Origin of the sequence: Hahella sp. CR1 (assembly GCF_029813005.1) — a bacterium.
GTDB lineage: Bacteria > Pseudomonadota > Gammaproteobacteria > Pseudomonadales > Oleiphilaceae > Hahella.
In genome coordinates, this window is record NZ_JAPELK010000003.1 from 329,782 (window position 1) to 349,721 (window position 19,940).

The 19,940-nt window shown below is 54.4% G+C and carries 20 protein-coding genes and 1 other RNA gene; 4 read left to right on the forward strand and 17 right to left on the reverse strand.

The window, feature by feature from the left end; all coding sequences use genetic code 11:
* Positions 1-26 precede the first annotated feature (26 nt).
* The 8 genes from ONV78_RS09415 to ONV78_RS09450 form a co-directional block, all read right to left on the reverse strand.
* Positions 27-506, reverse strand: a complete 480-nt coding sequence (locus tag ONV78_RS09415; protein ID WP_279502833.1) for a YcgN family cysteine cluster protein — start codon at positions 504-506, stop codon at positions 27-29.
* A complete protein-coding gene (locus tag ONV78_RS09420) occupies positions 463-783 on the reverse strand; it encodes a YcgL domain-containing protein (RefSeq protein WP_216735536.1) in 321 nt (106 codons plus the stop codon). The genes ONV78_RS09415 and ONV78_RS09420 overlap by 44 nt, the downstream gene beginning before the upstream one ends.
* Before the next feature lie 54 nt (positions 784-837).
* Positions 838-2,034, reverse strand: coding sequence for a ribonuclease D (gene rnd / locus ONV78_RS09425; RefSeq protein WP_279502835.1), 1,197 nt, complete (start codon positions 2,032-2,034; stop codon positions 838-840).
* Positions 2,027-2,632: a recombination mediator RecR gene (gene recR, locus ONV78_RS09430; RefSeq protein WP_279502836.1), complete on the reverse strand. Its 606-nt coding sequence runs from the start codon at positions 2,630-2,632 to the stop codon at positions 2,027-2,029. Before recR ends, rnd begins: the two co-directional genes overlap by 8 nt.
* A 20-nt stretch (positions 2,633-2,652) precedes the next feature.
* Positions 2,653-2,979: a YbaB/EbfC family nucleoid-associated protein gene (locus ONV78_RS09435; protein WP_011396473.1), complete on the reverse strand. Its 327-nt coding sequence runs from the start codon at positions 2,977-2,979 to the stop codon at positions 2,653-2,655.
* 4 nt (positions 2,980-2,983) lie between these two features.
* A complete protein-coding gene (gene dnaX / locus ONV78_RS09440; RefSeq protein ID WP_279502841.1) occupies positions 2,984-5,206 on the reverse strand; it encodes a DNA polymerase III subunit gamma/tau in 2,223 nt (740 codons plus the stop codon).
* 227 nt (positions 5,207-5,433) lie between these two features.
* An RNA gene (ffs, locus tag ONV78_RS09445) (signal recognition particle sRNA small type) lies at positions 5,434-5,530 on the reverse strand.
* A gap of 104 nt (positions 5,531-5,634) precedes the next feature.
* Positions 5,635-7,107, reverse strand: a complete 1,473-nt coding sequence (locus tag ONV78_RS09450) for a RimK family protein (RefSeq protein WP_127971652.1) — start codon at positions 7,105-7,107, stop codon at positions 5,635-5,637.
* A gap of 220 nt (positions 7,108-7,327) precedes the next feature.
* Here ONV78_RS09450 and ONV78_RS09455 point away from each other — a divergent pair, with 220 nt between their 5' ends.
* A complete protein-coding gene (locus tag ONV78_RS09455; protein ID WP_347815409.1) occupies positions 7,328-8,431 on the forward strand; it encodes a peptidase C39 family protein in 1,104 nt (367 codons plus the stop codon).
* Entirely contained in the window at positions 8,424-9,233 is an 810-nt protein-coding gene (locus ONV78_RS09460; protein WP_279502844.1) for a TlyA family RNA methyltransferase, read from the forward strand. The genes ONV78_RS09455 and ONV78_RS09460 overlap by 8 nt, the downstream gene beginning before the upstream one ends.
* Positions 9,234-9,293: 60 nt before the next feature.
* Here the strand turns inward: ONV78_RS09460 and ONV78_RS09465 are convergent, their stop codons facing one another.
* On the reverse strand, positions 9,294-9,767 hold the full coding sequence (locus tag ONV78_RS09465) for a YbjN domain-containing protein (RefSeq protein WP_216735530.1): 474 nt from the start codon (positions 9,765-9,767) through the stop codon (positions 9,294-9,296).
* A 225-nt stretch (positions 9,768-9,992) separates the two neighbouring features.
* On the opposite strand from ONV78_RS09465, the gene ONV78_RS09470 reads away from it, so the two are divergent.
* Both ONV78_RS09470 and ONV78_RS09475 read left to right on the forward strand, forming a co-directional pair.
* Positions 9,993-10,172: a hypothetical protein gene (locus ONV78_RS09470; protein ID WP_011396467.1), complete on the forward strand. Its 180-nt coding sequence runs from the start codon at positions 9,993-9,995 to the stop codon at positions 10,170-10,172.
* 146 nt (positions 10,173-10,318) lie between these two features.
* Positions 10,319-11,533 carry a lytic murein transglycosylase gene (locus ONV78_RS09475; RefSeq protein ID WP_279502846.1) on the forward strand — a complete coding sequence of 405 codons (1,215 nt, stop codon included), beginning with the start codon at positions 10,319-10,321 and terminating at the stop codon, positions 11,531-11,533.
* A gap of 93 nt (positions 11,534-11,626) precedes the next feature.
* Here the strand turns inward: ONV78_RS09475 and ONV78_RS09480 are convergent, their stop codons facing one another.
* Genes ONV78_RS09480 through ONV78_RS09515 form a run of 8 tightly spaced genes read right to left on the reverse strand, consistent with a single transcriptional unit; the run spans position 11,627 to position 19,932 of the window.
* Positions 11,627-11,953, reverse strand: coding sequence for a hypothetical protein (locus ONV78_RS09480; protein ID WP_279502848.1), 327 nt, complete (start codon positions 11,951-11,953; stop codon positions 11,627-11,629).
* An 11-nt stretch (positions 11,954-11,964) separates the two neighbouring features.
* The gene (locus tag ONV78_RS09485; protein ID WP_279502849.1) at positions 11,965-12,573 is read right to left on the reverse strand and encodes a tetratricopeptide repeat protein; all 609 of its coding nucleotides are present in this window, start codon (positions 12,571-12,573) and stop codon (positions 11,965-11,967) included.
* A complete protein-coding gene (locus ONV78_RS09490) occupies positions 12,557-15,448 on the reverse strand; it encodes a tetratricopeptide repeat protein (RefSeq protein WP_279502851.1) in 2,892 nt (963 codons plus the stop codon). Before ONV78_RS09490 ends, ONV78_RS09485 begins: the two co-directional genes overlap by 17 nt.
* Positions 15,445-17,367 carry a tetratricopeptide repeat protein gene (locus ONV78_RS09495; protein WP_279502853.1) on the reverse strand — a complete coding sequence of 641 codons (1,923 nt, stop codon included), beginning with the start codon at positions 17,365-17,367 and terminating at the stop codon, positions 15,445-15,447. Before ONV78_RS09495 ends, ONV78_RS09490 begins: the two co-directional genes overlap by 4 nt.
* A 37-nt stretch (positions 17,368-17,404) precedes the next feature.
* The gene (locus ONV78_RS09500; RefSeq protein WP_279502855.1) at positions 17,405-18,001 is read right to left on the reverse strand and encodes an AraC family transcriptional regulator; all 597 of its coding nucleotides are present in this window, start codon (positions 17,999-18,001) and stop codon (positions 17,405-17,407) included.
* Positions 18,002-18,055: 54 nt separating this feature from the next.
* Positions 18,056-19,192: a DUF3570 domain-containing protein gene (locus ONV78_RS09505; protein WP_216735523.1), complete on the reverse strand. Its 1,137-nt coding sequence runs from the start codon at positions 19,190-19,192 to the stop codon at positions 18,056-18,058.
* A 1-nt stretch (position 19,193) separates the two neighbouring features.
* Complete coding sequence (locus tag ONV78_RS09510; protein ID WP_216735522.1) at positions 19,194-19,415, reverse strand: DUF4266 domain-containing protein; 222 nt, start codon at positions 19,413-19,415, stop codon at positions 19,194-19,196.
* A 7-nt stretch (positions 19,416-19,422) separates the two neighbouring features.
* Complete coding sequence (locus tag ONV78_RS09515; protein WP_216735521.1) at positions 19,423-19,932, reverse strand: TlpA disulfide reductase family protein; 510 nt, start codon at positions 19,930-19,932, stop codon at positions 19,423-19,425.
* Positions 19,933-19,940 lie beyond the last annotated feature (8 nt).

Consider the following 19,940-nt stretch of genomic DNA (forward strand, 5'->3'; position numbering starts at 1 on the left):
TTTTCAATAACAGTTGCTTCAAGCGCTCAAATCATATCGATAAGAATCAGCTCTTCCCAATCATCCGGGTCGATATCGTCTTCGCTTATCGTTCTGTGCCGTACGGACTGACCCGCCGCTTCCACGGAGCGCGTATCTCCGCTGATCAGAGGATGCCACGCTGGCAGCGTCTGGTTTTCAAAGCGAAGACGATAAGCGCAAGTCTTTGGCAGCCAGTCGCTGATTTCGGGAAGATTTTCCGGCGAGATAATCAGGCAATCCGGGTTCTTCGATGCGCGCGCAGTATAGCAATTACACTGCACCCTTTCAGCATCCAGATAACGGCAGGCGACGGCGGTGAAGTAAAGCTCATCGCTTTCATCATCCTGTAACTTGTGCAGGCAGCACTTGCCGCAGCCGTCGCATAGCGACTCCCATTGCGCGTGACTCAGCCCATCCAGTGGCTGCTCCCACCAGCGCGACTCAGTCATCTTGATCTTTGCGTCCCACAGCAGGACGTTGTTCACGCGCGCGCACCACATCCATCATGTAATCGTCCTGGACGGAGGGCATCTGCAGATAAAACCCTTTTTCATCGATGGCGCTCATGACTTCCGCCGCGTCCGCTCTGGCCAATGGCTTGTCTTTCGTCAGCAACAGATCAAAAACATGCTGCGGTTTGCCAAAAAGTTGCAGTAACGCTTCCGGCAATGCGCCGACGCCCTGTTTTTTATCCACATAGACATACATTTCCTCTTTCTTGGAGCTTCTGAAAATGGAAATCAGTCTGCGATCCGGAGTCATAACCTGTTTTTACCTCAATACCTAACTTCACGCTTTGCGCAATAATCTGGGGTCTTACGACGATTGCCGGGGCGGGACGGACTTGTCGTCCTGCAACCAGCGTTCAAGCGGCGCAGCGCAGATACGGCCGCGCCAGCCCTGTAGCAACTGCGGTTGCGTTCCCGCGCCGCCTTGGATATGCCAATACACAAACTCTTCCAGCAATCCCCGACTGGCAAGCAAGCCCACGTTGATGCGGTGCTCTCGCGCCAGCTTTTGCGTCAGTTTTTTTACTTTCTTCACCAAGTCCTGATATTCCCGCGGAATCGGCGGACGTATCATTTCAAACCCGGTCTCAGGCTCATCGCCGTCAGACTGCATATGCTCACGCACTATCCCCACCAGTTCCGCGCCGTAGCGACGCAGTCCAGCGCCCTGGATAGAGGTAATGTCCGTGAGCTGCCCCAGACTTCGCGGCCGACGCTGAGCGATAGCGATCAACTCATCGTCAGGACAGATTTTCTTGCGTGGAATATCCCTTCCTCTCGCTTCCTGTTCGCGCCATGCCGCCAGCTTCGCCAGCAACTGCTGCGCGCCTTTCCGCAAACGCCATCCGCCACGCAGCTTCAAATAGTAACGCCCAACGTCCTGAACCCCGGCGGCGGCCAAACGCATGGCCTCACCTTCCTCCAGCGCAATGTCGTACTTGTCGGACTGTCGCAAGCCTTCTTCCAGCTTCTGATAGAGCGGCCACAACACTACGACATCTTCCTGGGCGTATTGAATCTGCTTGTCTGTGAGCGGGCGCTGCGTCCAGTCTGAACGCGTGGCGTGCTTCTCAAGCTCAATCCCCAGATTCTGACGCACCAGCGACTGCAACCCTTCGTTCAGCTCACCATCCAGCAGCGCATTGGCGACCTGAGTGTCGATCATGCCGCATGGCTGCGACAAGCCAACGCAGTTAAACAGCTCCAGATCCTCGCTGCAGGCATGCACCACTTTAAGTATGTCGCGGTTCTCGAACAGTCGACTGACTCCGCTCCAATCGGTGATTTTCAGCATATCCACCAGATACACGCACTGCCGATCATAAAGCTGCAGCAGCGCCGGCGCGGGATAAAACGTGGTTCCACGGATAAATTCCGTATCCACCGCCAGCCAGTCGGCCTTTTCCAGGCGCTGCAGCGCGTCCTGCAAGGCGGCGGGGGTGTCTATCCAGAGACTTTCATAATCCGGCGGATATATAGCGGAGAGTGGCGTATCGTTAGGCAAAAGGTTTTCGACCTTGCAGTGCGTGACTTAACGTGCCGCTGTCGATCATACCCAGCTCCCCTCCAAGAGGAATGCCATGGGCGATTCGGGACACAGGAATGTTCAAGTCTTTGCCGATGTGGGCGATAAAATGTGCCGTCGCTTCGCCCTCCACAGTGGGGTTGGTGGCCAGGATCAGCTCGCTGACGGCGCTTTCCTGCAATAGCTGCTTGAGCTTATCAACGCCAATGTCTTCGGGGCCAATACCGTCTATCGGCGACAAGTGCCCCATCAGCACGAAGTAACGGCCGCTATAGTCCGACGTCTGCTCAATCGCCAGCACGTCCGTCGGCGATTCTACTACGCAGAGAACGCGATCATCCCGCTTCGGGCTTTCGCAAATCGAACACAGGTCCGCTTCGCAAAAATTCTGACAGCGGGAGCAGCGTCTCACCCTGGTGAGCGCATCGCTGATGGCGATAGCCAGGTCCGCGGCTCTGCCCTGATCTCTTTCCAGCAGGTTAAGCGCCATGCGAGTGGCGGACTTCGCCCCCACGCCGGGAAGATATCGCAGACAACGGACCAACTGATCGATAGCAGGCGTCAAACTGGAAGACATATATGGATACTACCCCGTCATTAAAACGGCATTTTGAAATTAGGAGGAATGCCCAGACCTGCAGTCATGTTCGACATTTTATCCTGGTTATTCTTTTCCACTTTACGCACGGCGTCATTCACCGCCGCCGCCAGCAGATCTTCCAGGATTTCTTTCTCTTCCTGCATCAAACTGGCGTCGATCTCCACTTTTTTCACATCATGGCGGCCATTCATGACAATTTTGATCAAACCACCGCCGGACTCTCCGCTCACTTCCGCATTAGCCAGTTCTTCCTGGGCTTTCTGCATTTGTTCCTGAATCTTTTGGGCCTGTTTCATCAAGTCGCCCATGTTACCTTTAATCATATGTCTACTCCTGAAAAATAGGCTCAATACTGTTTTCGATGACTGCGGCGCCGAAGCGTCCCGCCATCATCTGAATATTGGGATCATTGCGAATGGCCGTCTCCGCCTGCTGTTGCAACTCAGCCCTGCGTCGCTCCGCATACTGCAGCGGCGTCAACCATTTCGATTCGCCGGCTGAAACTTCGATTTTAACCGCTTCGCCCAGGAATTCCGACACCGCCGCGCGCAAGCGCTCACGTTGAGCCTCATTGAAAAAGTCGAGATGTTCGCGATCAATCGTGAATATGACCAGGCCCGGCGTCACCGCTTCCAGTGCGCAACGTTGCGCCAGGGTGGCGGTCATCCCGCTAATGGCGAGGCGTCTGACGGCATCCTTCCACACCATTCCCTGCATGGTCGGCTCGCCCTCCAATGGCGGCGTCAAAGGACCCGCTGGAGGTTTCTTGACGCTGATCGGGGCCTCAACAGGAGGAGCTGAATTGATTGACTCAGCGCCCCCAGGACTTGTCTGCGGACCCGGGCCAGATTCAGTTACTGGCTTTGGGTGCGGAGCTACAACCTCCCTTGCCTGTTGTTTCTGCTGCGTCTGGGTTGGCGCAGTCTCCTGAGGACTCTCGCCATGGGGCTGAGCGGGCGTCGCTGGCGCAGCATGATTTCCCTGATTGTCATAGCCAGAGTCCTCCGGATAACCGGAAAAACCATAATCCGCATCGGAAGGCCCCGGATCATCGGCAAAGTAGGCGTCGTAATCGTCAACTGGCGGCGGCTCTGCTTCAGAATGCCTGGAGGTTGACCGTTCCACGGACTGCACAGGCGTTACAGGCGAAGAATCAATGACTGGCGCATCCGCCTGATTATGTGGTTCCGGTTCCGGCTGCTGCGACTCTTGCTGAGGATTCCCCTGTCGGGTCGGCTCCTGTGGCGATGGCTCAGCGGGCGCTTCTGGAACCTGTTGTTGCAGCTCCGGCTCCGGTTGCGGGACCACAACTTCTTTCTCCGATTCTGGCGCAGCTTCTACGGCTGGTTGCGACGCTGCCGCCGACTCAGTCTGGGTTGGCCCGGGTTGAGCGCTTTCCTTATCGTCTTCAGCCGAGGCTGTCGCCGAAGCCGTGGAAGGCGCTTGAATCTGTCTGGCTGATTTGATGTTGGGGCGGAAGGCGATCATACGCAACAAGGCCATCTCAAACCCGGTACGCGGGTCGGGCGCCAAGGCCAGATCTTTGCGCCCCATCAATGCAATCTGATAGTAAAGTTGAGTGTCTTCCGCCGTCAGCGTTTGCGCCAGCTCAGCGACCTGTTGTTGATCGCCAAAACTGTTATCGACGCCGCCAGGCACAGCTTGCTCCACCGCCACGCGGTGCAGCAGTTCCGCCAACGCCTGCAACACATAAGCGTAATCCGGCGCGAACTGGGCCATATGATTGACTTGCGCCAGCATCGCAGCGCAATCCTGAGCGGCGATTGTCCGCAGCAGGTCAATAACCACATGCTTCTCAATGGTCCCCAGCATTTCAATGACGTCTTTCGCCGCCAACTTGCCATCGCCAAAAGCGATGGCCTGGTCAGTAAGACTCATAGCGTCGCGCATGCTGCCTTCCGCAGCGCGCGCCAGCTCCCACAAGGCCGCTTCTTCCGCAGGCACATTCTCCGCCTGCAACACATGGGTCAAGTGACTAACAATACGTTGTGGCGACAGATTCTTGAGGTTGAACTGCAAACAGCGCGACAGAATCGTGACCGGCAGTTTCTGCGGGTCTGTGGTGGCCAGCAAAAATTTAACGTGAGGCGGCGGCTCTTCCAGGGTCTTCAACAGTGCGTTGAAACTGGAGTTGGAGAGCATGTGCACTTCGTCAATGAGATAGATTTTATAACGGCTGCGGGTGGGCGCGTACTGCACATTGTCGAGCAGCTCGCGCATGTCCTCGACCTTGGTGCGCGAGGCCGCGTCGATCTCGATCAGATCGACGAATCTGCCTTCGGCGATTTCACGGCATACGCCACACTCTCCACAAGGGATAGCGCTGACGCCTTGTTCGCAATTGAGGCATTTGGCGAAGATTCTCGCCACAGTGGTTTTACCCACACCGCGAGTGCCGGTAAATAGATACGCGTGGTGCAGACGGTCCTGATTCAGGGCGTTGGTCAGCGCTTTGAGTACATGCTCCTGCCCCGCCATTTCCGCGAAATTGCCGGGACGCCATTTTCTGGCTAGAACCTGATATGCCATGCCACTCCTATCGATTCATAGGGATTACGATATTGCTTCAACTTGCTCACCCGGCCCGCCATAGCCTGTGCGGCGCTCTCTTTGGAAGAACTAAAATTCAAACGCATACATTAGCACGCAAGGGGTTTTCTGTCACCGAAACGACATTGCGCAGACGCAGGAAGACCGTTACAGGAAACGTGAAATTAACAGGAGAATTAGATATGGGAGGGAGGAGTTGGAGGTAGCCCTACCAGCCACACCCCGGCACACATATCCACCGCTGTGGCTGCTCCCTTCCGGGCCTGACCAGGTTCACGGTTTCTTGTTGCGAGGGGACCGGCAGAGCCACCATAGCAAGTCAAGAACAGCTGTTCTTCACAAGTGGCGCGCATCATAACAAAGTCAGATGGCGGGCTCAAGCACGAAAATGACAGAAATTCCGTCGCTTAGGAATTGTGTTTCTTTTCTGCTCGACGAATGAACTCTTCGAGGATAATACGGTACAACTCATCCCCCAGATATTTATCCTCAACCCCAGACTCGATGCTCGGGTTATCGTTGACTTCAATCACCGCCGCGCGATTTCCCTTCTGCTTTACGTCCACGCCATACAAACCGTCGCCAATCAGCCCAGCGGCTTTTACCGCAGCATTCAACACCACTTTGGGCACTTCATACGTCGGCAATGTCGCCCAGGCGCCAGCGGCTGTCGACCCTTCGCCGTGCTTGTAGATCTGCCAGTGGTTACGAGCCATAAAATACTTACAGGCGTAAAACGGCTTGCCGTTCAGCACCCCGATACGCCAGTCGTAATCCGTGTACATAAACTCTTGCGCCAACAACAATGCGGATTGCTTGAACAGCGTCTGTGCTTTTTGCTCCAACTCTTCCGGCGACTCTACTTTCACAACGCCACGGGAAAACGAACCATCCGGAATCTTCAGCACCATAGGCAGACCCAGTTCCTGCGCCGCCGCCAACAACTGTTGCTTGTCGCCCTTGCTGACGATCAAAGTCTTGGGCGTCGGCACTCGATTGGCCCGCAGCAAATCCGCCAGATAGACCTTATTGGTGCAACGCATGATGGAGGTGGAGTCGTCCATCACGATCAAGCCTTCCGCTTCCGCCTTTTTGGAGAATTTGAAAGTGTGATGATCAATCGCAGTCGTTTCGCGAATGAACAACATATCGTATTCAGGAATGCGCTGATAATCCTTGGGTTCAATCAGATCCACCGCCACGCCAAGCTGTTTGCCTACTTTGGCTAACTTCTTCAGGGCGGCTTTGTCGCTGGGCGGCATTTCCTCTTTAGGATTGACCAATACCGCCATGTCATAGCGATATTTTTTGCGTTCTTTCGGCTTGCGCCACACCTTGCGGCTGAAGGCATCCAGCGAGTTGGCGAACAGCGTCTGTTCCTGATCGTCGAAGCCTTTCGGGCTTACCGGACGCATAGCAGACAATTTCCAGCCGCCTTTCTGTTCGATTTCCACTTCCACCACCGGGCAAGGCAGCTTCTCGAACACCAGAGCGCCTAATGGCTCCAGATCCGGATCGCTGGTTTTACCGAAGAAACAGCGGAAGGTCAGCTCCTGATCCGGCTTGTTAGCCAGCTTTTTCAGCGCTGACAACGCGGTGTCGTCATCCAGATCAAGAATCAGCGAATACAGGGAGCGCTTTTCAATCTCGTTCAGCGTACGCACGGAAGGAATGACGTGGTGCCCACGCGCTTCAGCGAGCAATGAGCAATAATAGCCTTTGCTGAGATACTTGTAGCTACGGCAAAGGTTGATCAGTCTGACGCGATCATTTTTGTTAATGGGTAGAGCCAGGTAGTCTTCAAATGATATTACGTCTTCACTTGGATAATAGGGGGTCCAATCCTTTAAAGACTCAACGACTATGTAAAGACGAGACATACGGCTTGGGGTTCCTCCGGGAGCTTGGGGATAGGGAGTTATAGCGCTATTAAATGACGAACGTTCATTTTAGACTTGCGCATCTTTGCTAAGTCTTGCTTAACTTAATTAGCCTGTCCACTACATATTTGACCTTACCCCCAACTATTTCAAAAGCATGAATAAAAACCAGCCACAAACTGTAATACGCTCTTTGGCGCCCCACTATCGGGAAGCCCACATGGAAGATCTCGATGAGCTGGTGGAGCTTGAAAAATCATGCTTTACCACGGACCGGCTCAGCCGCAGAAGCTTTCGCCATATGATCAAATCCGAGTCCGCCTCGGTAGTGCTTTGCGAAATGGAGGAAAAGCTGTGCGGCTATGCGATTACGTTATTCCATCGCGGCACCAGTCTCGCCCGCCTCTACTCTATCGCCATCGTACCTGAGTCGCGGGGCAAAGGCGTTGCGCGGGCATTGATGGACATGGCTGAGCAGTCGGCGATCTCACGCCGCTGCATATTTATGCGCCTGGAAGTACGTACGGACAACCAGGAGGCGATCGGCCTATATAGAAAGCTGGGCTATCGTCAGTTTGGGGTTTATCACGATTATTACGAAGATCATCGGGACGCCTACCGTTTCCAGAAGCAGATCATCCGTTTTGCTCCGCTTAATCAAACGCTGCAGATTCCCTATTACAGCCAGAGCACGGATTTCACCTGCGGCCCCGCTTCGCTGATGATGGCCATGGCGACCCTGAATACCGAATACATTCCCCGCAACTGGGAAGAGATACAGATCTGGCGTGAAGCCACCACGATTTTCATGACCTCCGGACACGGCGGATGCGGCCCTCACGGACTTGCGCTGGCGGCTAACAAACGCGGCTTCAATGCGGAAATTTACGTCAACTACGAAGGACCGCTGTTTCTCGAAGGTGTAAGACGCACCGAGAAAAAGGAGGTATTAAAACTGGTGCATAAGGATTTCATGCATCAGCTCGAAGAAACCGATGTGGTCATTCATAACACCGTGCTAACCCAGGAAATACTGGAGCAGGAAATCAAGCAAGGTAAACTGGCTTTGGTGTTGATCAGCACCTATCACTTCGACCAGAAAAAAGCGCCGCACTGGGTGATGATCAGCGCCGTCGACTCGGATTTCGTATATATTCACGACCCGGATGTGGATGAAGAGTCGCACCGACTCGCCATCGATAACCAATATATCCCCATCGCCCGCGCCCAGTTCGATCGCATGTCCCAGTTCGGACAGAACCGTCTGCGTACGGGCGTAATTATTTCGCAACGCCCCAAACGCACAAGACGAAAAAATGCCTGATATTTCCGAACGCTTCCCCACTTCCCGCGCGCAAGCGAGCCGAATTGACAAACTACTGGTGGATCAGGGCTATTGCCGCTCGCGCAATCAGGCCAGGGAGTTGATCAGTCTTGGCAAAATCATGCTGCAGGTCGGCGCTGGCTGGGAGGCGGTGTCCAAACCCAGCCAGACGGTGCTCAGTGACGCCAGAATAAAGGTTCTCGATAACGAATTGCAGGAATACGTTTCCCGTGGCGGCCTCAAACTGGCCGGCGCTATTACGCAGGTGGGCGCGGATTTTCAGGACAAAACGGTGCTGGACGTGGGTCAGTCCACCGGCGGATTTACGGACTGCGCACTCAAGCAAGGGGCCACTTTGGTGGTCGGCGTGGAAGTGGGTCACGGACAGTTGACGCCATCTTTGCGGGACCATCCTCAGGTCCGGGTATTTGAAGGGATCAACGCCAAAGAGATTCCCCTCTCCCTGCTTGAATTGACGAGTAATAAAGCAGGCTATGACTTTGCGGTCATGGACCTGAGTTTCATATCACAAACGCTGGTGCTGAAATCTGTCGCTGCGCTACTCGTCGATGGCGGCTCGTTGATCAGCCTGGTGAAGCCCCAGTTTGAAGTCGGACCCGCTGGTTTGGGTAAAGGCGGCATAGTGAAAAACGCAAGTCTTTATACTGAAGTGGAAGAGAAGATCAAAATGGCTTGCGCGGACGCAGGACTCAGAGTGATGGATTACTTTCCTAGCTCCATCACAGGGGGAGACGGTAATCGGGAGTTCTTCGTCTTCGCCCGCAAAGCGGCGAACTCCTGACGAGAGACAATGCAACCGCGCGCCTGCACCCGACCATGCCGGGACTGCGCGGAGAAAGGATCAATGCAGAGCGCGCTCCATCGGCGCAGGAGGAGCGCCGGCGTCCGCGGTGGCGACAAAGCCACAATCGAGAATTTCACGCAGAATATCCTGCTTGGCTTCCAGAGCGTTTCTTAAAAATACTCCCAACTGCTCTTTGGTGACGCCAGCGGATACCCACAAGGTATCGCACATAATCACGCGAGGTGCGCCATCATCCGCCAAGTCGGCGAACGTCTTGATATTGGCGTAAGCGCCATTCAAACGCGGCAATTCAGCAACCAGATTCAACAAAGCGGACGCTCGCAACTCCACTTCGGTAGTAAAAATCAAACATTCCTGCTCCAGAAACACCCGACTCTCCAACACCCCTTCCTGACTTTGCAGGTCGGCGATGTGCACACCCTGGCACTGCCCGCAAAGGTAGTGATCAACTTCCAGGTCTTTTAGCCATTTAAGCAGGCTATCACTATTAATAAACTGAATATGGGGCATGTAAACACTACTCTTACGCTTAACGCGGTGGCCTTCAAAGCCGCGGATTATAAAGTAACCATCCCTATATGAGTAGACCTTAACAGCCTATATCGGCCCCCGGCCGCCGAATGACGGCAGAGGAGCCCGATCAATTTGTGAGCATTTTCTTTGACGGGGTTTGACGCTACGCGTCGCTTTCATTGATACCACTGCATTAAAGACAGTGATTCGGGGGATCAAAACATGAAACTTATCAAAATGCTGCAAAAACTCAGCGCCAAACCCGCTGAAGAAACTGAATCCAACTACAGCCGTAAAGCAGTCAAAGATGTTGATCCACGGGACCTGACCGGACAATGGGGTATGAGCGCGACCGACGCGCTGCAAGTCAACTTCGTCACCCGTGAGTGCGGTAAACGCTAATCAACCAATCGCATCTACATCGTCCTTATTCTTTTCTAAACAATATTTAACGGCCCGGCACACGTCGCTCCGGGCCGCAGCTATTGACTCCCCCTGCGCCTCTTGCGAAAGTTTTGCTTTCCCCAGTTCCCGATGAAGGATGCTCTATGCCTGCAGTAACCCGGTTCTGCAAACAATCCCGTTTATTACTAATAACTCTTGGTCTTTCCCTGCCATTCACCGCCCACGCCGACTTCGCAGAATGCGTGGCGGGGCTGCAGGAAAAAGCGAAACAGGAAGGGATTTCCGAGAAGGTCGTCAACGAGGCTTTGGGCCAGGTCAAGCTCAGTGAACGCGTCATGGAACTGGACAGCAAGCAACCTGAGTTCATAGATACGTTCACCAATTACCTTAATCGCCGCGTTACGGATGAGCGGGTGAACAAAGGCCGTGAAATGCTGGCCAAACATCGTCCCCTGCTTGATCAGATCGCCAAAGAGACGGGCGTTCCCGCTCAATATCTGGTCGCATTCTGGGGATTGGAAACCAACTATGGCGGTTACACTGGCAAGATGCCCATTATGGATTCCCTCGCCACCCTCGCCTGCGACCCACGCCGCAGCGGCTATTTCACCAGCGAGTTAATAGCCGCCCTGAAAATCATCGAGAAAGGCGATGTGACCGTGGACAAAATGCTCGGTTCCTGGGCCGGCGCCATGGGCAATTTTCAGTTTATGCCTTCCGTTTATCTCCAGTATGCCACCGATAAAGACGGCGATGGCAAGCGCGACTTGTGGGGCAGCCTGCCTGACGCCGCTACATCCGCTGGCTTATTCCTGAATGGACTGGGCTGGCAGAACGGCTTTAAATGGGGTCGCGAGGTCAAGCTGCCGGAAAAATTCGCCTATGGCGAAGCAGGACTGAAGCGCAGCAAAACTCTGTCAGAATGGGGCAAGTTAGGCGTCCTGGATGCAGACGGGCGCAAAATGCCGGATCTGGACCTGCAAGCGTCGCTGCTTATTCCCGCCGGGCACCTTGGCCCCAAGTTTCTGGTTTACGATAACTTCAAAGTCATCATGCGCTGGAACCGCTCTGAATCCTACGCCATTGCAGTGGGCCACTTGGCCGACCGTATAGCCGGCGCAGGACGTTTGCGGCAAACACCGCCTGATCTGCCGCGCCTGCCTTTGACCGCCGTCGCCGACTTGCAACAGAAGCTCACCGATAAAGGCTTCGACGCGGGTAAACCTGACGGCATTATGGGGCCGGCCACCCGGGACGCTATTCGCGCGTTTCAGGAAAAGCAGGGCATGATCGCCGATGGCTACCCCAACCCGGAGGTCCTGCGGGCGCTGGAGATCAAACTTCAGTCGGAATCCTGAGCGAACGCCCGCCCAGCAATCATGGGCGGGCGCTTATCCGCTGACGCGGCGATTTGGAAATGAGGCGGGGTCAGCTTCCCACAAAACGCCAAATTACTTAGACATTTCAGGCTGCGCAGCGGCTTCTTCTCTGAACATTTCGTAGTAATCCACCTGCCGCACAAATTCTTCGCGGTCAATCGGCTTCAATACTTCATCATTGATCAATGATGCGGCGGAGTCGCCCAAACCGGCGAGCTTACGGGGCTTCCTCCAAGGCACGATATAAAGCACCTGAGGCTGCTCCTGATTTCCGCGCAATGTAGCGCCATCTACGGTAATGACTTCGGTCTCCGCCTGCGCTAACGGGCTGACAACCCAAACCGCTGTAACGAGAGACAGACTGATAAAAAAGCTCTTAGGCCGGGATTGACGGCTCATACCCCGCCCTCCTACTGTAAACGGCTCTGCAGATCCACAATCCAACGATTGACTTCATCGTCGGGCTGCGCCTGCAGGCTCTGATAAATCTGATATTGCTCCAACGCTTCCTGCAATTTACCCATATATAAATCATAGGTAATCCCGAGATTCAGTCGGGCGGGCGCATAGGAGCCGTCAACGGCGATCGCCTTACGGTAATACTCTTCCGCCTCTGCGAACTTACCCTGGCGACGGGCCAGATATCCCAACAGAGTGTATCCCTCGGGGTTCAATCCGTTGACGCTAACCGCCTTCTCGAACATCGCCTGCGCCTGGTCAGGCGCATCCGTATTCATATAAATGATGCCCATATTGATGTATGGGCCGGACAGCTGGGGATAGTCTTCACTCACCGCCTGAAATTTTTTCAGCGCGGAGCCGAAGTTACGGGCTTTTTGATCGCGCAACGCGGCTACGTACTGACTACGCGCGCCCTCAGGAACCTGGGAAGCGTCAGCGCCGCCTGTCACCCCGCCGCCCGACGGTTTCTGGGGCGAGCCGGAGCACGCCGCCAGCAACAGAGTCAATGCCAGACCACCAAGGCGAATACTGCTTTTACGACTAAAGAATGTTTTCACTGAACTCTGGGATCTCTTCTGATTTTTTATAGCGCGCAGGGAATAGCTTTTTCAGCGCCTCAAAGCTGTTTTTCACCCACTCATCGTAGGTACCGCTCCAACTCCGTTGCGCGTTCGCCTCATGCAGTTCAATCGCGTTTTCCTCGAAGGGATACGCCTGCTCCTCCAGCAACAACTGGTATTGCTCCAATTCCAGTTCATTGAGGTTGCGGGGACGCTCAGAGTCCAGCAGGTCGCGGCTGAGTTGAGAGTAGATCTCCCCCATGCGATAAGACGAGCGCGTGGTAAATTCCGCTATGCGATAGTTTGCTGTTTTCTTGTAGGCGGCCATCGCCCGCTTCATCGCCTCCTGCTTGGAGCGCAAAGAGTTTTGCAACGGCGCGGTCAGCTTGATGCTCTTGAACTGAATGAAAGCGTCATCCGCCAGCACGCTGGAGGATTTCGCCGCGAGATAGCGCATACGGTCAGAGCCTTTCGACCCGGCGGCGTCATAGCCTTGCACCACCTTCTGCAACCAGAAACGCTGCTTGATCGGATCATTCGCCTTAGCGTACAACTCGCTCAGCGTATAACCTGCTTCCGCCGCCATATCCGCCGGCTCAGGATAGCTGTTGGCGTAATCCCGGTAGGTGTCGATGGCTTTCTGGGTCTGCCCGCTCTTGTCGTATAGCTCCGCTGACAACAGCAGCGACTCGCGCCGAGTTTCGCCGTCAGGATGGCTCTGCGATATCACCGCCAACTCCCCGGCTGCAGCGTCCCATTGCTCCGTGTTGCGATAAGCCATCGCCAGCTTGGCGGGCACATCCTTCGCCAGCTCATGCTTCGGATAACGCTGGCGGAAGCTGTTCAGAACAGAAATCGCCCGGTCCCACTGCCCCTGCTGCAGCATATAAGTAGCGGCGTCATAATCCGCATTCGCGCGCACCGACGCGGTAGGCGCAGCCTGTCCAACACGTAAAAATTGATCAATAGCGCCATTGACGTCATTGGCCGCCAACATCAGCTCGCCCTGTTTATAAATACTGGCGGCGAGCAGTTCGACGATCTCGCCGCGACGCTTGTCGCTCGCCGGCATCAGCGCCAGCACGCGGGAATAGGATTTTTCCGCTTCCGCATACTGCTTGAGCTCAAACTGGCTATGACTGATGATCAACCAGGCGCCTAACAAGGATGCATTGTCTGGCGGCGGCGTGCGTTGCGTCAGCCGTTGCGCCACATCTATCGCACGCGGGTAATCCTTCATGGCGAACAGCTTTTCCGCCGCCGAAGCCATTACAGCGCCCGCCCTGGGGTCAGACGCATAGGATTGGGCGAAACGAATCTGACTTTCAATTTTGCGCAGTTCAATCTGCTCGCGCTCAGCTTCAGCGGAGCCTGACGCCAATTCATCAAAAGCAGTGATCGCCGCATAGCCCGCTTCCGCGCCTTTGGCGAAGCCCTTATATTCATACGCCGCTTTTTCGTAGGCGACGATCGCCTCTTCGTATCGCTGCACGGCGAATAAGGTTTCGCCGCGCAGGAACACCATTTGAGGCGCTTTCGGATCTTGCGGGAAGGTATCCACAAACTCCTGATAGTAGGCAGCCGCACTGGCGTACTCGTCACGCATGGCGGAGCGCGCCTGCTGAGCGCTTATTTCCTTGCCATCCAACCCTTTCGCGCGGCCATTGCGGGCCGCAGCGACATTTCGATCCAGCGTTTGCGCCGCGGCGTGATGGTGTGTAGCCAACTCGTCGATATACACGCGCAGTTTTTCCGCCGTGAAGGTTTTCACCTTCTCATCCTGCTGCCGCCAATAGAAGTCGCTGGTGACGCCGTAGTTCTTCACGAACGCCGCCTTTTCCGGCAATACAGAGCTGCCGAAGCCCGCGACGATGAGCGTTTGAATGACGCGCTCCTGGTAATAAGGCGACCATTTGCTGAGTGGATGCAGCTCGATAAAGCGTCGATAGACGGAAACCGCATCCGTATAACGCTCCTCTTTGACCAGCAGCTCACCGTATTGCTGATAAATCAGGTGTTCATAACTACGCGCGCCGACTCTCGCAAACAGGCTCGTAACCGTATCCACCCCATCCAGATAATTGAAGGCGAAGCCCATTACCCGCAGTTGGTCCTCCACCAGAGTACGAGACTCTTTGGACAAGGCGTCCAGGTCGTCAGACTCCGGCATCACCAGATCCAGTACTTTGACAAAGCTGTCCAGAGAGGTTTCGTATTCTCCTTGCTTGAACAGACTCCAGCCATGCATGTAGAGCGCCTGTTGCTCAAAGCCGGTTTTAGCGCCGCCGCGAATGACCGACTCAAAAGCCCGCTGAGAGGCGTCATAATCGCCATTGGTGAACAGTATCTCGCCGCGCCGGAATTGCGCTTCATGGAAGTAAGATGAACGCGGGTACTCTTTCACCAAGCGGTTCAGCGCGTTGAAGGAATCATCGCGACGCCCTTCCAGATCATAGGCTTTCGCCAACTGATAGAGCACCTGGTCGTTTTCCGCCCGATTGGGGTATTTCTTTAACAGCCCTTCGTAAGCAGAGATGGCAACCGCGAAATACGCCGCGGAACCTTCAGAGTAGTCCACCACTTCCTGAGTCACGGAAGACTCTTCGTTGCGGATCATTTGCAAATCCGCCAGTCGATATAAAATTTTGGTGCGGGTTTCAGGGTCTTCGACAACGGTCAATAAATCCGTGTAATTGGCGATAACCTCATCAATATTGATGTTCACCGTTTCTTCGCCCTGATCCTCAATAATGGCGGGCTTTAAATCGGCGATCGTCGGCTGATCCGCAGCGCGGCGACTTTCCTCGGAACCGGAAAACAACGAGCAGCCGCTCACCACAACCGCGATGGCGGTTAACGTCAACGCCCTCATAAGCCGCCCCCTTCGCCGTCGAGAAGTTCATCGGACAAACGAGTGCGCGCAAGTTTGGCGGACGTCATGTAATAGTTGACCTGATCTCTCTGCCGCAACAATTCATCTCTCGCCATGTCGCTGACAGTGGTTTTCGCCCGGGTAAGCGCGCGGCGCACCTGATCGTTCAATTCCAGCAAGCGGGGTTTGGCGCTATCCACTCTTTGCTCAAGCGTTTCCAACTGCTCTGACTTGGCGATGAGATTGTTAATTCTCACGCTGCGCAGTGAATATTCTTTCAGCGCCGTATCCAGCGCCGCCAGTTCCTGCTTGGCTTCCCAAAGCCGCTGGGGAAACTCTTCGCTGACGGTCCAGTTCAGGAAACCTTCCATACGACGCAATTTCTCTTCATATTCCGGTACATCTTCGGCCCAGTCGGGATCTTGCCGCATCAGTTCGATTGTGCGTCTGGAGCGTTCGATAATGGCTTTATAGCCCAGCTGATCTTCTGTAAGGAAATAGAGACCATCGCCAGACGCCTCGCCCTCTGCGATGACTTTCGCCAACGCGTCGCGTTGGGCGCGAATGCGGTCAGCGTCCAGAGAGGTCATTTTTTCACGGGTTTCCCGAATACGCTCTTCCCGCGCAATCTTTCGGGTGTCAATCATCACGTCAAAGCTGTCCACTTTGCGCAACCATTCGTTCAAAGTGTTTTGCAGTAAGGTCAGCTCACGCAGCTCTTTGAGCACGCGCTGGAATTCTTCCTGGGCGACCAGATGAGCCAGACTGTAAGTAGCCGGACGCACATCCAGACGTCCGTATTCATCTACGCGAATGTTGTCATCGTCCAGGCGGGTAATATGCAGCTCTGGATCGCCGCCAAATTCGAGACTGTCGAACAGACGATCTTCGTCCAGCTCAGCAATATTGGTTTCCAGCAGACGCAGGCTTTCCTGATATTGGGTGACGGCATTGGCGTATGCATTGAGCGCCTTCACTTTCTGCCCAAGCTGCTCATAGACATAGCCGATGGCGAAGTGAGATTCCTGAATGATAGGGTTGGCGGCCTGCTTGCTGCTCAGGGTCTGCAGTGACTGGATCGCCAGACCGAACTCGCCTGAGTTGGAGGCCGCCAGGGCGTATCCGAACAGCGCCTGATCCGACCAGGGACCATTAATGCGCACCTTGCGAAACTCCGTCATGGCGCCGGCGTAATCGTTTTGCTCCATTCTGAGGACGCCGGTAGTGAGGCTGATTCTGTCGCTCAACGCGTAAAATTCATTTGGGTCGTCCTCGTCCTGCGGCGTCGGCGCGCTAACGCTCGCCAATCGGCGCAGCGCCGCATCCAGACCGCCAGCCTTGCGTTGATTCAGAGCCAGGTTGTACTCCAGATAGGCGCGCCAGTAGGAGTCTTTCGGCAACGGCTGTAAAAATTCCTCCGCTGCGTTCAGATCCTCCAGCCCCAGTGCGGTTTGTCCCTGGAGGTAAAAATACTCCTCCAGCAACTCCGAATCGGAGTCTTCCAACAGTTCGCGATCCACCCGCTGGAACGAAGACTTGGCGTTCTCCCATTTCCGCATCTGGTAATACACTTTACCAAGATAAAACCAGGCTTGGTTACGGACTTCCGGGGTCACCTTGCCTTCCAGCAGGTTTTCAAAAATACGTTTGGCTTCATCCACCATGCCATAAGAAAGCAGCATGCCTCCTTTCAGCACCTGAGGATGGTCGCCATGATGGGTGATATTGTTACGCAGCTCACCGATCGATATATCCGTGAGCGCGCCGTAATAACGCTGCTGATAGAACTCGAACAGCACTTTACCGTACTGCAAATCCAGCGCCCGCTCAGGCTTTTTCTCATCCGCAGCGAAGACGCTTTGCCCCAGGCTCGCCAGGACGAGAAGAGACGGTATTGTTTTTCTAAGTATTCTTTTCATTGCCTCAGTGACTACCGGCTACCAGACACAGTTAAAGTTATTCCCATTCGACAACGGTGAATTCAGGTTGGTACTTCTTAGTCGAGTCGGTAATGCGCAACTCCAGCGTTTTGATGTCCGAGCCCTTCTCAAATTTTTGCGTAGCGCCGCGCTTATAATCGCGGTTATCGGGCCCTACTCCAGTGAAAAATGCGGTGATTTCATGTTCGCCGGTCTTAAGGTTGCCAATATGCAGGCGCTGCATGCCGCCCTTATACAGGGCCTTGGCCTGGCGCTGCGTATACAGGTGGCTGGCCACTGTTTCGCCATCGATTTTGACTTCCACTGCATCCAGCTGGAAAAACTCGCCAACGTCGACGGAAAGAAACACCACAAACTGCGTGCTGGCGGGAAACAGCAGGTCTTCCTCCAGAATGAACAGATCGCGATTCAGTTCTATAGCTTTCTGTTTCAGTGACTGCACCTGGTCCACGATAGGCGTATCGGGGTCCACGGCAGCCATGTCTGTGTCGTCCGCCATCTGCATCACATCAGCGGAAGCGGCGTCTTCTGCGCCATCCTCCGCCCGCACCATGGCCGACAACAGCAGCAATATCAGGAACAATGCATGGGCCAGGCTGTTTTTGTAATTCATACTTTCAATCCCAATTAAATTGATCGCATCCCGTAATGGATAACCTCACCGCTGTCAGTAAGACGCAGTGACGAAGAAGCGAATGACGGTGGCGTCAAATTCGTACAAAGGTTCTTCTCCCGGCGCAAAACCGGTCCGCGTCACGTCGCGGAAATCCTCGTACGCGAATTTCATGTAGTCGACAAACAGGTTGATGCTGCCTTTTTCAATAAACGAAAAGCCTTTATTGAACTCATAGGTCAGACCCACGCCAACGCTGTCGCCGCTATAGGTGCTCAACTCTTTGTCGCGCCCCATAAAAGTACGAACATCCTCGCCTTCAAACAGGTCGTCATAAAACTCTGCTTTAGTTTGTTCGTAGTGACGAAACTTGAACTCGGTAATGAATTGATCGCCAAACGGGTGCACATAGGCCAACTCGTAGTTATAGCCCTTGATGTTCCATGAGTCGGAAAAATACCGAACCTCGCCTTTGACGGCCGCTCGATATGGCAGGTAATACATGCCCCGCAGCGCCACGGCGTTACTGGTGCGCGTTTGGGGGTACTTTTCTATTCTGTACTCGTAGCCTTTGGGGCTGGTGGTGTCCAGGAAACGGTAAACCCGGTATGGGTTATTCAGGTAACCTTCATCCGTGATCGTTTCGATATCCAGGTTAAGCAAGGCGTTCTTGGTTAACACCTGACTGACCCCAAGACGATAATGCTGCCGGTCCACTTCCTCATCAAGGGATGGGTCCAGCTTGCTGCGCACATTATCCCAGCCTTTTGAGTACCCCATGGTCAGGGTGGTCAGATCGCCGAAAAAGTCCTGGCTGATATTGAAGTGGATCGACTCGGCGTCAAAGTCATTTTCCTGGCTGTTGGTATAGGCGAAGCTCATGATGGACTTGTTGTACAGATAGTCCACGCCGAGACCAGCTTCCGTCCGCTCCTCCTCATAGGGCGTCGCTCGCGCCAATACGTCAACGGAAGCGGAGCTGACCGAGTCGACATAATAGTTCGCGCTCAACGAGACACTGGCGTCGAAGTTCTTTCTGACCAGAACGGAGGGGCCGTCAATTTCCATGCCCCCGCCTTCGTAGCGGTGGTACATGGCCTCCGCTTTCTCTTCCGGCAACACGGCTGCGCTGGCGGATAACGCCGTCGCCAACAAACTGAATATCGCTGCAATGCGGTGAAAGTTTTTCATATCAGTTACAGCCGCAGCCTCCGCCGGAGCCGCCTTCAGCGCCGCGCGCGCCTTCCCGGGCCTGATAAACGTGATGCATGTAAGAACCGGCGATACCGATGCGGCCAAAGCTCATGATCGGATCAGCGAGGTTATTACGCTCATAAGGCATAACCCAGGGTTCGAGACTGCTGCAGCCTCCCAACAGCATGGGAGCCAGCAGCAGGAATATCCACTTTTTCATTGTTGTTTTACTCGCGAATCAGCGCTTTGACTTCTTTAACGTAATGATCTTCCGTACCTGGCTGATAGCCTTTGTGCAGGTAACGCATGTTGCCGTTTCTGTCCACAATGACCGTCGTCGGCATCGCCTTCACGTCGTACATGCGGCTGACCTTGTTCTGGTTATCGTAAAGAATCGGGAAAGAGACTTTGGTGTCTTTCAGGAACTCATTAGCCAGAGATGAATCCTCATCCACATTCACCGCAAAAATCGTGAAACCGAACTTTTCGTACTTTTTGTAAATGTCTTCCAGTATCGGCATTTCCTGACGACAGGGACCGCACCAGGAAGCCCAGAAGTTGATGAGCACCACTTGGCCGCGATACTCCTGCAGGCGCAGGTTCTTGCCAAGAGAGCTTTTCAGGGTAAAGTCACCCGCCGCGCCCTTGATCTCCGCAGCGTTCGCGCTGACGGTAAGAGTGCTGGCGGAAATCATCAGACAAAACGCCGCCACACTTTTAAAGAATTTGTTTTTCATAGCTCAGA